At 35.6% G+C, this 13143-nt stretch carries 11 protein-coding genes; 7 read left to right on the top strand and 4 right to left on the bottom strand.

The features are described 5' to 3' along the window. Positions 1–60 precede the first annotated feature (60 nt). Both G9C87_RS00325 and G9C87_RS00320 read right to left on the bottom strand, forming a co-directional pair. Positions 61–834 carry a ParA family protein gene (locus G9C87_RS00325; RefSeq protein WP_172276645.1) on the bottom strand — a complete coding sequence of 258 codons (774 nt, stop codon included), beginning with the start codon at positions 832–834 and terminating at the stop codon, positions 61–63. A 164-nt stretch (positions 835–998) separates the two neighbouring features. Further along, the gene (locus tag G9C87_RS00320; protein WP_172276642.1) at positions 999–1838 is read right to left on the bottom strand and encodes an energy transducer TonB; all 840 of its coding nucleotides are present in this window, start codon (positions 1836–1838) and stop codon (positions 999–1001) included. Between the two features lie 385 nt (positions 1839–2223). On the opposite strand from G9C87_RS00320, the gene G9C87_RS00315 reads away from it, so the two are divergent. The 3 genes from G9C87_RS00315 (at position 2224) to G9C87_RS00305 (ending at position 6624) form a co-directional block, all read left to right on the top strand. After that, positions 2224–3834 (top strand): hypothetical protein, encoded by a 1611-nt coding sequence (locus G9C87_RS00315; RefSeq protein ID WP_172276639.1) that lies wholly within the window; start codon positions 2224–2226, stop codon positions 3832–3834. Positions 3835–3902: 68 nt separating this feature from the next. Continuing rightward, entirely contained in the window at positions 3903–5732 is a 1830-nt protein-coding gene (locus G9C87_RS00310) for a hypothetical protein (protein ID WP_172276635.1), read from the top strand. A 67-nt stretch (positions 5733–5799) separates the two neighbouring features. After that, the gene (locus G9C87_RS00305; RefSeq protein ID WP_172276632.1) at positions 5800–6624 is read left to right on the top strand and encodes an N-acetylmuramidase domain-containing protein; all 825 of its coding nucleotides are present in this window, start codon (positions 5800–5802) and stop codon (positions 6622–6624) included. Between the two features lie 273 nt (positions 6625–6897). Here G9C87_RS00305 and G9C87_RS00300 read toward each other — a convergent pair whose 3' ends face one another. Next, positions 6898–8184, bottom strand: coding sequence for an adenylosuccinate synthase (locus G9C87_RS00300; RefSeq protein ID WP_172276629.1), 1287 nt, complete (start codon positions 8182–8184; stop codon positions 6898–6900). 206 nt (positions 8185–8390) lie between these two features. On the opposite strand from G9C87_RS00300, the gene G9C87_RS00295 reads away from it, so the two are divergent. Both G9C87_RS00295 and G9C87_RS00290 read left to right on the top strand, forming a co-directional pair. After that, complete coding sequence (locus G9C87_RS00295; RefSeq protein ID WP_172276626.1) at positions 8391–9326, top strand: alpha/beta fold hydrolase; 936 nt, start codon at positions 8391–8393, stop codon at positions 9324–9326. 85 nt (positions 9327–9411) lie between these two features. Next, on the top strand, positions 9412–10002 hold the full coding sequence (locus G9C87_RS00290; protein ID WP_172276623.1) for a hypothetical protein: 591 nt from the start codon (positions 9412–9414) through the stop codon (positions 10000–10002). Positions 10003–10147: 145 nt separating this feature from the next. Here the strand turns inward: G9C87_RS00290 and G9C87_RS00285 are convergent, their stop codons facing one another. Then, entirely contained in the window at positions 10148–11737 is a 1590-nt protein-coding gene (locus tag G9C87_RS00285) for an ABC-F family ATP-binding cassette domain-containing protein (protein WP_172276620.1), read from the bottom strand. Positions 11738–11935: 198 nt separating this feature from the next. Between G9C87_RS00285 and G9C87_RS00280 the strand changes: the two genes are divergently transcribed. Both G9C87_RS00280 and G9C87_RS00275 read left to right on the top strand, forming a co-directional pair. Continuing rightward, positions 11936–12490 carry a phosphoribosyltransferase gene (locus G9C87_RS00280; RefSeq protein ID WP_172276617.1) on the top strand — a complete coding sequence of 185 codons (555 nt, stop codon included), beginning with the start codon at positions 11936–11938 and terminating at the stop codon, positions 12488–12490. Between the two features lie 45 nt (positions 12491–12535). Further along, a complete protein-coding gene (locus G9C87_RS00275) occupies positions 12536–13117 on the top strand; it encodes an adenylate kinase (RefSeq protein ID WP_172276614.1) in 582 nt (193 codons plus the stop codon). The last annotated feature ends 26 nt before the right edge of the window (positions 13118–13143 follow it).

The raw sequence follows: 13143 nt of genomic DNA, 5'->3' as shown, positions 1-13143 counted from the left end.
ATGACAATTACAACCAAGATCAGCTGATCCACATTGCAATTATCGATTATTTACTCTTAATTAATTCTTTACTAAATTTTCATTTTTCAACAGAACTTCTTCTGCTAACTGAATATACTGAATTGCTCCTTTACTTTCGGCATCATAATTCAGGATGCTTTCCCCGAAACTTGGTGCTTCACTTAATCTCACATTTCTGCTGATGATGGTTTCAAAAACCATTTCCGGGAAGTGTGCATTTACTTCTTCCACCACCTGATTGGATAATCTTAACCTGCTATCATACATCGTTAGAAGTAAACCTTCAATGTCCAGATCTTTGTTATGAATCTTTTGAACATTTTTGATGGTATTCAAAAGTTTTCCTAAACCTTCCAATGCAAAATATTCACATTGGATCGGAATGATTACAGAATCAGCAGCTGTAAGCGCATTTACAGTAATCAATCCCAAACTCGGAGCACAGTCAATAATGATAAAATCATACTCATTTTTTACGCTTTCCAATGCTTTTTTCAGCATATACTCACGATCTTCCTTGTCTACCAATTCAATTTCAGCTGCTACAAGGTCTATATGAGATGGTACGATATCTAGATTTGGTGTTGCTGTCTTTTTAATACAAGTGGCAGTATCCACACTGTGTTCTAAAAGATTGTACGTAGAATACTGGACATCTTCCACACCCAATCCTGAAGTAGCATTAGCCTGAGGATCGGCATCGATGATTAATATTTTCTTTTCTAATACCCCTAATGCCGCAGCAAGATTTACAGCTGTTGTCGTTTTTCCAACTCCCCCTTTCTGATTAGCGATACCTATGATTTTTCCCATTATTAGAACTTTAAGCCTCAAAAATACACATTTTTCTTTGCTCTGAATGAATGATGAAAAGTAAAATGAGTTAAAATATTGTTAATAAGGAAATTAACCCTAAAAAAAATTATCCACAAAAAATAGTATTTTGTGGATAACTGTCAAGATTTGTTTGATATAGATTATTCAAACTTCATAGAAATCGGAAATTTGAAATAACTTCTTACGGCTTCACCTTTTTTATTTTTTCCAGGAATCCATTTTCCTCTGATCGATTTTACTGTTCTGATTGCTTCACTATTGAAATCTGCATTTCCTCCATTGGCTTTGATACCGGAAATAGTTCCATCAATTTCAACAATAAAAGTGACCGTTGTTTTAACGACTCCGTCGCTCTCAAATCCGGAACCATCAAAGTTATTCATTACTTTATTTCTGAAGGAATCGATTCCACCTACGAAATTAGCTTCAACGCTAAGCGCTTCTGCACCCACTATGGAATTCCCGGGATTTGCAGGTTGTACAGGCTGTGGGTTTGCCGGCGGAGCAGCAGGACCTGTTCCGATATGGGGTGCCGGCGGTATATAAGTATTTTTGATCGACTCCCCATCAAGATTATTAACCAAACCCGGAGCTGCATCGGCAGGCTTTTCAACTTTTACAGGCTCTATTGCATGCGCTGCTGGTGTTGGTATCTGGCTATCATACTGTTTAGTGTTTGGAGGGGTTACAGGTTTAACGATCTGCACTGGTGGAGTTTGTTCAGGAGTAGCGGGGTCTTTGAGTTTAATAACTACTGGTGGCCCATCAACAGGCACATGTACCGGAGTGCTGTTACTAAATGCTGAAATGATCAGTGGAGTAATGGAAACCGCAGCCAACAAACTTACACCTACAAACAGTGCCTTTGTTAGTATTTTATCGGACTCATTTCTCAAAACATAAGCGCCATATTCCTTGTTACGATGCTCGAAAAGAACTTCATTGAAGCGAAATTCCTGATTAGTGTGTAGGTGTTTCATCACTTAAAAGATTTAAACGGTTAATAAAAAATCTGATTATTAGTTTTTATAGCACTTATCGATAAGTAATGTTACACCATCAAAACATTTGCCATTTTATTAACAAAACACTAATATTTTAAAAAAATTTATGACAATCGATAAAATTAACTATGCAAGCAATAATAAAGTATTAAAAACACCATTATAGATATTAAAATTATTCAACAATATTATATTTTTAACTAATTAAATTCATTAATATTTTAAAAATAGTAAAAACCACATCTTAAAACAGGAAAAATACTGAGATATTGAACCCAGAGTCAAAATACATTTGTACCATACCAAACCGGGGATGCTGAAAACCGAAAAGAGTAAGCAAAAAAACAAAAACTTAATAATTATGCCAACTTTAACTCAAGAAGCAAAATCAAACTCATTAATGAGCATGCTTTTAAAACAAGTGTATGACACCGTAACCAATGGTGGAGACCCCGACTCTCTGGGACCTAATGATTTCATTTCATTTGACCCGGTAGGGATTACTCTATCGGAAGACACCTTTGATTACGCACTCAACGGACTATTTGGGGACGCCCCGTCACCAAAACCAATGCTGGACGCTAAAGGAGAACCTATCCTGGATGCTAACGGAAATCCGAAAATTGACATGGAGGCTTACCAGAACGCCCTGTCAAACAGTAAATTCAGAAAATATCTTCAAATGGAGCAATTTGCTGCAATGGTGGATGTCATTCCTTCTCAGCTTCCTCCGCTTACCAGTTCAGGCAACGGAAGGGTAATGTCGATCATGAGCATTATGAACGATTCCCAGAAAAGAGTATCTAAAGTATATGAAGATCTTTTGCAATGGTCCGTAGTCGTTGATACTCAATTTGATGAAAAAGTAGAAAAAAAGCTGAATACGTTAAGGGATAAGCTTTTCAAAATTAAGAAGGTAAAAAACACAGACTTTGATCCTAATTCACCTATAGACGACACAAACAAACCTGAGATCTTCCACACTTTCGTTTCTCCGATGTATTCTAAATATGTAGAATATCAGATGAAATATTACGATATCGTAGACGCCAATAATGAAATCAGAACTGCTGCCGATAACGGAGATGCGGAAGCAATGGCCAAATTATCGATCGATGGCAAGAACATGAAAAAAAGAGAAGATGCATCCCTTAAAGCGTGGCAATCTCTTGGATACAAAGAAGCCGTCGAGAAAATACAAAATTATTTAAGTGAGGTAGAGCAGAAAAACATGCTCGTCATCAAAAAAAGGATGGAGTCTGAGTTCAGAAACAGTCAGAGAACAAGGGTTCTGGACTATACAAATTATTCACCATCCGTTCCGGTTGCCGCTAATGCATTAAAAGAGTCTAAAGGATGGCCCACAGTTACCATCGTAGAAGGTGAATCTAATTATGATTATTCAAAATCAGTTCACAACTGGGGTGCAGCCGCAGGATTTAGCATGGGCATTTTCTCTATTGGTGCAAAAGGTGGCGGAAAGCACGAAAAAACAAAGATCAATACAGATTATACGAATATGAAGGTCTCTTTCAAGCTTGGAAAAGTAAGAGTGGAAAGAGGATGGCTTAATCAAAACTTTATTGAATCCAAATACTGGAAACTACATGAACAATCTCCTCAAACTTTAAGTGGCGATGTCATCAGCGATGGAAAAGGAAAAGGGTTAATGCCTTCTATCATTACCGAGCTTATCATTGCTAAAGACGTTTGCCTTGATTTTACAAACAACAGTACTGCTTTTACGGATGTTAAAAACTCTGTCAGTGCGGGGGCTGCTGTTGGAATAGGACCGTTCGTTTTCGGCGGAAGCTACAGTTACGATAACCAGGATGTACAATCCAATGCCAAATGGAATGGAAAGAAACTGAATTCTGACGGAATCTACATTATCGGTTATAAATGCCATGTCATTCCGAAATCACCGGATCCTAATCCGGAGATCAAAAAATGGACTGACGGAAAATCATAATATCCTTCTCATCAAGAATAGCCGGCAGATTTTTTCTGTCGGTTATTTAAAAAACAAAAACTAATGCCATGAAATATTTTATTGCCGTCTACCAGAAACTTAAAAACACTTATCTATCCCAAAGCTCGATGGAAAATGACCTTCCCATGATATGTCCTTCCCTCAGGGTATATGAAAATGAAGAACTTGAGCTTTTAAAGCCACAAAACCAGCTCAACGATGATCAGAAAAAAGCCCTTTCTATCATTAAAAAGCAGAATATGGCCTACGAACTTAATTCAGTTCCTATATCTTCTCAGTTCTGGGACCTGAATCCTAACAATTCCCTGTTTGACATTTATCGTGATATTCTAGATAAAAACAATTTAAAAAATCTTGAAGAAAGCCTTGATAAGACACTGGCAATTGAAAGTTCCATCCTTTTCGATGCTAAAAAGAATGACACTAAAGAATTTAAGGCTTACAAAAAATACAGGCTGGCTCATGAGCAGGTAATTGATAAGATCACAGCTCATCTCGAGCTTTTTGACGATCTGGACAGCGATGAGGAAAGAAACAATTGGAATGATCAGCTTACTCATTTAAACGGAACAAAAGAGATCGCCTTTTCAGATTGGAAAATAAAAGGAAATAAAGATAACATCGATAAGGAATTGACAAGAATCAACAAAGCTTCTGATGCAGATGTTTATCTCGCAATGGCCCAAAATGCTAAAAACACCTTTGAAGCAGCTGAAAAAACCGACGTAATCACTAATGCTTCTATTCATGATATTAATTTTATTCCTTATGATTTCATGGAAAATGAATCAGGATGGAACAATATAAGAATTGAAAAACAGGAACTCGAAACCTTATATACGGAAGCAAAAAACTCCCACGAAAACCTCCCCTCAGAAATTCTTTCGATTGACTATGACGAGGGCGTTATTCAGGCGGTTGAACTGGATTATTCTTTTGTGCATTTAAAAAGAAATTGGTTCAGCAAAAACTTTATGCTTTCGCAACTATTTGAATGGAATGAGCCAAAAAAAATATCGGACGGACAAACAATTTCGAGTGATTTTAAACTACCTGCTTTTCCCAAGACCATGATTTTAATAAAGAATCTGAAAATAATTTTAGATCCTTCAATTACAAATGATGCAATCAACAACCCCGATCAACTTATTTATTTTGGTCCGCTGATCATGAAGCAGCAGCTCTTTGTCAATAAAAACAATAATCAAAAGTTCTTAAAGGCCATTACAAATGTAAAAACCATTAAATCCGACCAGCTCAGCAACTTAACCAGAAAAACAGCCCTTTATGAAAACTCAAAGATTACTGCCACAGAATTCATAACAAAACCTGAATCTGAACCTGTTGCGGAAACAGCCAAAGTACATCCGATCCCTGCATTCAACAGGATTAATATGAATGTTCTCAATAGTGTAAGGAATGTAAGACCGGTCACTCCCGTTTCAACACCACAACCCATAACTCCGGCTCCACCAGTAAAACCTGTAATCCCCATTAGAAATACAGGAATCTTTGTCCCCATAAAATACCCTATTCAGGTTCCATCATCAGGAGCGAATATACAATTCAGGGTCCTGGATAAAATCAATAACGATCCTGTTTATAAATGTTCAATCTCCGTTAAAGGAACCAACAACAGCAGGATTTATGAAATAGAAACAAACGAAGCAGGAATTGTCAATCAGGTTATCGCATTAGGCGAATACAGTATTGAGCTGAGAATAGATGATTACTCAGTTTTGAACCAAAACTTCAGTGTAACAAGTACAACTCCTATTAATTTAGAATACAAACTTCAGAGAGAGGAAGTTAAATTCAAGTCATTTTTTCTTATCGGAATGATTTGTGAGAAGATGCCAAAGATTCCCGTTAGCTAACTTTCGTGAATATATGGACGAACCCTACTCAAAAATAGTTTAATCTTTTAATAAACAAAAAAACACCATGAAACTCTTAAAATACAATACGAAAGCGCCTGAAGTTCTCACATTATGTGAACTTCTTTATAAGCTGGGATATCCTATTAAAATTTCAGATTCTTTCAGCCTGGAAGTAGATGCGGCAGTTAAAGATTTCCAAAGCAAAAATGCTTTAGTAATAGACGGAATTGTCGGAATAAAAACATGGGCAGTATTACTGCAGAAAAATTCTAATCCGATTATCTCAACGGATAAATTCCTTAAAGAAAGTGACCTTATCTCGTTTGCTGACCAGTACGATCTTGAATTAGCAGCTGTAAAAGCCGTTAATGAAATTGAAAGCAGTGGAAAAGGTTTTTTAATCAACAATAAACCTAAAATTCTTTTTGAAGGGCATATTTTCTGGAATGAACTCGAAAAGCGAGGAATTAATCCAAACTCTTATTACAACGACTCAAGTAAAGACATTCTTTATCCTAAATGGACCAGAACCTATTATCTAGGTGGGGTGAGAGAATATGACCGATTAAATGAGGCTATAAGTTTAGGGACTGATGTTAAATTTAAAGACGCCGCATTATCTTCAGCATCCTGGGGAAGCTTTCAGATCATGGGATTCCATGCTAAAAATTTAGGTTATACCGATGTTAATGATTTTGTGACCAAAATGGAGATCAATGAAGGAGAACACCTGAAAGCTTTTGGAAAGTTTTTAGAAAAAAATGGACTTTTGGTTCATTTGAGAAATAAAAACTGGGGCAATTTTGCAAAAGGCTATAATGGTACGGGTTATAAGCAGAATAAATACGATGAAAAGCTTGCTAAGGCTTATGCAAAATATTTGAATTAGATGGTTAAAAGCAGTGCACTGATTTCAAAAGTTCCCTTTGTTCTGCAATTGAAACTCTCACAGAAAAAAATTCGGATTAATCGATGAAATCTGTGGGAGTTTTTTTCAATATATAATTTAAGTTAACATTCAAAATATAACAACAATACATGGAGTGACAAATTATTTTACCACAAATAATCATCACAGCGACAAGAATAAACCTTATGGATCACAAAAAAAGAGACCATCACATCTGACAGTCTCTTTTTTTATAAATGATATTCTATAGTATTAGAATAATTCTTTTCTGATAATGTTCTGACTTCTTTCCGGTCCAACAGAAACCAAGTACACGTTGATTCCTAAATACTGCTCGATAAATTCGATATATTTCTGAGCGTTATCAGGAAGTTCATCATAGCTTCTTACCTTCGTAAGATCTTCACTCCATCCTGGTAAATCCTGGTAGATCGGCTCATAATTGTATAATTTTTCTGTAGAAGAAGTGAAGTAATCGATTACTTTACCATCTTCTGTTTTATACTGAGTTACAATTTTTAGGTTTTCAATTCCTGTAAGAACGTCAAGTTTAGTAATTACAAGGTTATTGATACCATTGATCATACAAGCATGTTTCAACGAAACAAGATCCAACCATCCGGTTCTTCTTGGTCTTCCGGTAGTCGCTCCGAATTCACCACCGATCTGTCTGATTTTTTCTCCTAATTCGTTATCCAATTCAGATGGGAAAGGTCCGTTTCCAACCCTTGTGCAGTATGCTTTGGCAACTCCAATAAGGTTCTGAAGTGAAGTTGGCGGAACACCGGCTCCCGTACAAACTCCTCCTGTAGATGGAGAAGATGAAGTAACGTATGGATACGTTCCGAAATCAATATCCAACATCAATGCCTGAGCCCCTTCAAAAAGAACGTTTTTACCATCTCTGATCGCCTCATTCAATTCAACTTCTGTATCTACAATTCTGTCCTGAAGCTGTTTTCCTATCTCTAAAAATTCGTTGTAAATTTCTTCTACGTCTAAAGTCGGTTTTCCGTAGTATTTTTCAAAAAGAGAATTTTTAATTTTAAGGTTTTTCTCTATTTTCTCTCTTAAAATCTCAGGATTCAGAAGATCAATCATTCTGATTCCAACTCTTGCAATTTTATCTTCGTAACAAGGGCCGATTCCTTTTTTAGTGGTCCCGATCTGAGTTCCTCCATGCTCTTCTTCACGGTAAGTATCCAAAAGAATGTGGTAAGGCATGATCACATGCGCTCTTCTGCTGATAAAGATGTGGTCGGTTCTTAAACCTTTGCTCTCAATCTGGCTAACTTCTTTGATGAAAGATTTAGGATTCACCACTACTCCATTGGCAATGATGCATTTTCCTTTGCACTGCAAAACTCCTGAAGGAAGAAGGTGTAAAACAAATTTTTCATCACCCACATAAACCGTATGACCTGCATTGTCTCCACCCTGGAAACGTACTACATAATCCGATTTAGCGGATAAAACATCCGTGATTTTCCCTTTACCTTCATCTCCGTACTGAAGACCTACAACTACGTAAGTTGACATATTTTACTATTGTTTTTAGATTCATGCAAAATTACTCTGAAAAAATAGGGTGGGCAAATTATGTGGAAAATTTATTTTCATTCTAGTTTAAAATCATAGAATTACAGGCATTTTTTACGACATCATTGATCTATCATCAAACCAAAAATCTTTTATTTATGTGTATATTTGAGTAGCGTTTGAGAATAATAAAGATAGTTTATGATATGAGAACATTACATCAAACAGGATACTTGTCTAAAAATACCAGCGATCAGCCTAAACTTTTTTACAATGTATTTACCCCTGAGACGAATGAGATAAAGGCAAGTCTTTTAATTATCCATGGAATGCAGGAACATAGCGGAAGGTATAAAGAAATAGCAGAATATTTTGCCGGTCACGGATTAGCCGTAATCACTTACGATCATCTGGGACATGGAAAATCAGTGAAAGAAAAAAAAGATATCGGATTTTTTCAATTGAACCGACCGGATAAAAAATTGATCGATGATGCGGAAATGATGAGTGATCACTTGAGCGATCAATATCCTGATGTCCCCCATTTTGTCCTCGGTCATTCGATGGGTTCTTTTGTTACACGGTGTCTTCTTCAAAGAATTAGCAACCGGCTTACAGGAGCTGTCATCGTTGGCACCGGAGGTACTTTAGCGGGTATCTGTCTTTTGAATACCTATTTTTCAATCGCCAATAAAATAGCACCTAAACAAAAAACATTTTTCAATTCACTTTTTAATTTTGTAAACAACAACCATTTCAGAAAAGATAAAAATTTTGGCGACACAAGCTGGCTAAGCCTCAATGAAGCCAATAGAGATGCTTTTACTCAGGATGAACTTTCTGGAATTCCTTTTACCAACAATGCATTTTATGCATTATTCAAACTGTATAAAAAAGCAACCAAAAGAAACTGGGCAAATCCCATTTCCAAATCCTTCCCTTTTTTATTTGTTAGTGGAAAAAACGATCCTATCGGGAATTTTGGAAAAGGAGTTATGCAAACAGTAAATAATTTAAAACAGAATGGATTCATTAAGGTGGATTACAGTATCTATCCTGAAATGAGGCATGAAATTATGAATGAGGAAATCCGGAAAGAGGTTCTGGATGATATTTACAAGTGGATTGAGAAACTTTTGTAACAAATATTCTTATAACTCTTTCATTTTAGGTATTTTGATTATTGTATATTTGATCATCAATACCAACACAAAATTAAAAGCAAACATGCCTAAAAAATCACTCCTTCTTATTATCCTGTTTCTATACTCTTCTCTTTCTTTAGACGCACAAAATAAAATTAATGAGTATCTGAGTATTCCCGGACCTATTAAAATTGATAATACATTCTATAATCTAATCTGGAGCTCTCATCCTAATGAGAATTATTACAAACAAGAATACCTAAGCCCAACCGAGAAAATCGAAAAATACGGCACATTAGTTATGATCGATTATATTCAGGGAACTCTTAAAATTGAAGATGTAATTAATCGAAAAGTAACAGAACTTGAGAACCTGAAAAAATCCAATCCGGTCGTCAATTACAAAATCTATGAAAACGGCGAAGAATATATCTTAGATTTTCTCATTACTGAGAATTCGAAAGATGGGAAAGAAATACTCATCGCAGAAAGAAATGTTTACCGTTATAAACTTATTTCAAACAATAAAAGTAAAGGAGTCCTACTTTTCGGCGTTAGTGAAAGGGGATATAAAGAAAACATAGAAAGTTTCTTCAATAATTTGAAAAATAACTCTTCCAAATTAATAGAAGTAGTTGGAAATTATCAATTACCGAAAATTGAAATAAAATAGGTGCTAAATTATCATTCCGAAGGATTCCAAAGCCATTATTCACATTTAACAGTTAGACTCCTTCGGAATGATTATTCCAAAATATTATCGACCCTAAAATCCCCGCAACTTAAAAAGTATCATTTTTAAAATACTTATCGCTGTATTAATCCAGCACAATTTCACTTTCTATACCAATCTCATCCAGGAAGATTTCATCATGAGAAATCACTAATAACGTCCCCTTATAATCTTTAATGGAGTTGGTAAGAATCTCTACATTTTGCAAATCCAGATTATTTGTGGGCTCATCGAGAACAATGATATCGGGAGCCCTATTACTGATTGAAAGCCCACACAATAAAAGTCTAAGGCGCTCTCCTCCACTTAACATTTCTCCTTTTTTATCCCATGTTTCTTTTCCAAATAAAAATCTGGACAATATGGTTTTTACTTCGGACTCCTGTAACGCATTATCATTAAACCTTTGGGCAAATTCATAAATGGTTGCTTCCTGAGCAATTAACGAATATTCCTGATCAATATAAATACTATTAAAATCAGTTCTTGAAATAGTTCCAATGGAAGCATCCAAATCACCAATTAAAAGTTTAATTAAAGTCGTTTTTCCGGAGCCGTTCGGTCCTTTCACACAAATACGATCTCCGCTTCTGATTTCGAGATCCAGATTTTTAGCCCATAAGAGTTTTTCATGATATCTGAAATTAATATCATCCGCTGTCATAAGAATTTTCCCTGTGTGAAGATCAGAATCGTTGAAATTTACTTTCATTTGTTCTGTATTTTTCACAGATGAACGCAATCCCCTAAGTCCTGCGGAAAGATCACTAATCTTTTCAGCGTGAATATTCTTGAGTTTGGAGGTATTCTTTTCGGCATTATTCCGGAGGGTATTCATCATAATTCTTGCAACTCCTGATTTTTCCTGCTTTTTCTTTCCCCGGGCATCTAATTTTTGTTTTCTTTCCAACGTCTCCCTTTCTTTTTCCTTTGCCTTTTTCAAAGCCCGCTCCTTGGCATGAATGTCATGATGCAATGCCTCCTCCTCTATTTCCTTTTGTTCAACATAAAAATCAAAATTCCCACCATACGTTGAAATGCCTTGATTGCTCAATTCGTAAATCGTATCAACCAGATTTAATAAAGTTCTGTCGTGACTCACAATAACTATTGTAGCACTTGTTTTCGCAATATAGTCATATAAAAGACTCCGTCCTTCAAGATCGAGGTGGTTAGTGGGTTCATCCAGCAATATGATATCCGGCTGATGAATCTGTAAACCTGCAAGAAAGACTTTTGTCTTCTGTCCTCCGCTCAGGCCCTCTAGTTTTTGATTTAAATCCAGGTTCTCAAGCTGCCAGTATTGTAAAGCCATTTGGCAACGATCTTCAATATCCCAATCATCGTTGAGAATATCAAAATAAATGTCGTCTACTTCGCCACTGCTAATCTTCTGTAAAGCATTTAGTTTTTGGTCAATTTTCAGGCTTTCTGCAATGGTAAGATGATTAAAGTTTCCAAACATTTGCGGAACGTAATATAAATTTCCTTCAATATGTAAGTTCCCTTCCAAAGGTTGGATTTCATTTGCTATAATTTTAAGCAGGGTAGATTTTCCCATGCCATTACTTCCGACCAAAGCCGTTTTTGAAGATGTTGGGATCGTTACATTGATATGATTAAAAAGCAGGTCTCTGTTGGGAAACCTATAGGATATATTTTGTAGAAAAATCATGATTTCTTTCTAATTAAAGTTAAACATCAATAATCCAAGGGGGATTATCATCTGATCAAATCTGAAAGAAATTATATCCTACATGAGCGTATTTTTAGGTTTTGTGTATGCAAATATAATGCAAATAATAGATTAAACATAAAAACATTTTAATCAAAAATCAAAAATCCGTAACTTTGCCAACTACTAAATTTTTTTATGGAAAGCATTAAAGTTCACGACAAAACTTTTGTTCCTTATCTAAAGGACGCGGAAATTCAGGAAATAGTAAAAGCGACAGCGCTGAAAATTTATGAGGATTACAAAGATGAAGTTCCTGTCTTCATAGGAGTTTTGAACGGAGTTATCATGTTCTTCTCAGATCTTTTAAAGCATTATCCGGGAAACTGTGAGATTGCTTTTATCCAGATGAGTTCTTATGTAGGAACGGAATCTACGGGAATTGTTTACCAGAAGATGGAGCTGACGAAAGATGTTAAGGACCGTCATATTATTCTGGTTGAAGATATCGTAGATACAGGAAATACTGTTGAAAGCCTTTTCAAATATTTCAAAGAAACACAACGACCAAAATCTGTAAAACTGGCTTCTTTCTTACTAAAACCTGAGGTTTACAAGAAGGATTTTAAACTGGATTATATTGGAAAGGAAATTCCAAATAAATTTGTTCTGGGTTACGGATTAGATTACGATGAATTGGGAAGAAATCTTTCGGATTTATATCAGTTAGAAGAAGGTAAAATCAACCATTAATTTCAAAACCTGAAATTTAAACTTAAAATATCTAATTAAATAAAAATGATAAACATTGTTCTGTTCGGGCCTCCAGGAAGTGGAAAAGGAACACAAGCTCAGAATCTCATCGAAAAATTTAACTTAAAGCAAATCTCTACAGGTGATCTATTCAGATTCAATATGAAGAATGACACGGAACTTGGGAAATTAGCTAAATCTTACATCGATAAGGGAGAATTGGTTCCGGACCAGGTGACAATCGACATGTTGGTGGACGAATTGAGAAAACCAACCGATGCGGCAGGGTTTATTTTCGATGGATATCCAAGAACAGCAGTACAGACAGCGGCTTTGGAAAAAATCGTTAAAGAGGAACTGAATGACGAGATTGATGTTTGTCTTTCATTAATCGTTGAAGATAAAATTTTGGTTGAAAGATTGCTGAAAAGAGGAGAAACCAGTGGAAGATCTGATGACAGCAACGAAGAAATCATCCAGAACAGGATTAAAGAATATTATGCGAAAACAGCTGAAGTAGCTGAATTATATAAGCAACAAGGAAAATATGTAGAGGTAAACGGAGTTGGTGAGATCAATGAGATTTCTGAGAAATTGTTTGCTGAAGTAGAAAAAATTCAAAAATAAATTTTTGATTCAAGGTTCAAAGTTAA

Origin of the sequence: Chryseobacterium sp. LAM-KRS1 (assembly GCF_013184525.1) — a bacterium.
GTDB classification, from domain to species: Bacteria; Bacteroidota; Bacteroidia; order Flavobacteriales; family Weeksellaceae; genus Chryseobacterium; species Chryseobacterium proteolyticum.
Note: the sequence above shows the minus strand (reverse complement) of the source record. Positions and strands in the feature narration are given on the sequence as shown.

Coding starts and splice junctions, on each gene's coding strand:
- G9C87_RS00325 (WP_172276645.1), bottom strand. CDS start 834: ATGGGAAAAATCATAGGTATCGCTAATCAGAAAGGGGGAGTTGGAAAA.
- G9C87_RS00320 (WP_172276642.1), bottom strand. CDS start 1,838: ATGAAACACCTACACACTAATCAGGAATTTCGCTTCAATGAAGTTCTT.
- G9C87_RS00315 (WP_172276639.1), top strand. CDS start 2,224: ATGCCAACTTTAACTCAAGAAGCAAAATCAAACTCATTAATGAGCATG.
- G9C87_RS00310 (WP_172276635.1), top strand. CDS start 3,903: ATGAAATATTTTATTGCCGTCTACCAGAAACTTAAAAACACTTATCTA.
- G9C87_RS00305 (WP_172276632.1), top strand. CDS start 5,800: ATGAAACTCTTAAAATACAATACGAAAGCGCCTGAAGTTCTCACATTA.
- G9C87_RS00300 (WP_172276629.1), bottom strand. CDS start 8,184: ATGTCAACTTACGTAGTTGTAGGTCTTCAGTACGGAGATGAAGGTAAA.
- G9C87_RS00295 (WP_172276626.1), top strand. CDS start 8,391: ATGAGAACATTACATCAAACAGGATACTTGTCTAAAAATACCAGCGAT.
- G9C87_RS00290 (WP_172276623.1), top strand. CDS start 9,412: ATGCCTAAAAAATCACTCCTTCTTATTATCCTGTTTCTATACTCTTCT.
- G9C87_RS00285 (WP_172276620.1), bottom strand. CDS start 11,737: ATGATTTTTCTACAAAATATATCCTATAGGTTTCCCAACAGAGACCTG.
- G9C87_RS00280 (WP_172276617.1), top strand. CDS start 11,936: ATGGAAAGCATTAAAGTTCACGACAAAACTTTTGTTCCTTATCTAAAG.
- G9C87_RS00275 (WP_172276614.1), top strand. CDS start 12,536: ATGATAAACATTGTTCTGTTCGGGCCTCCAGGAAGTGGAAAAGGAACA.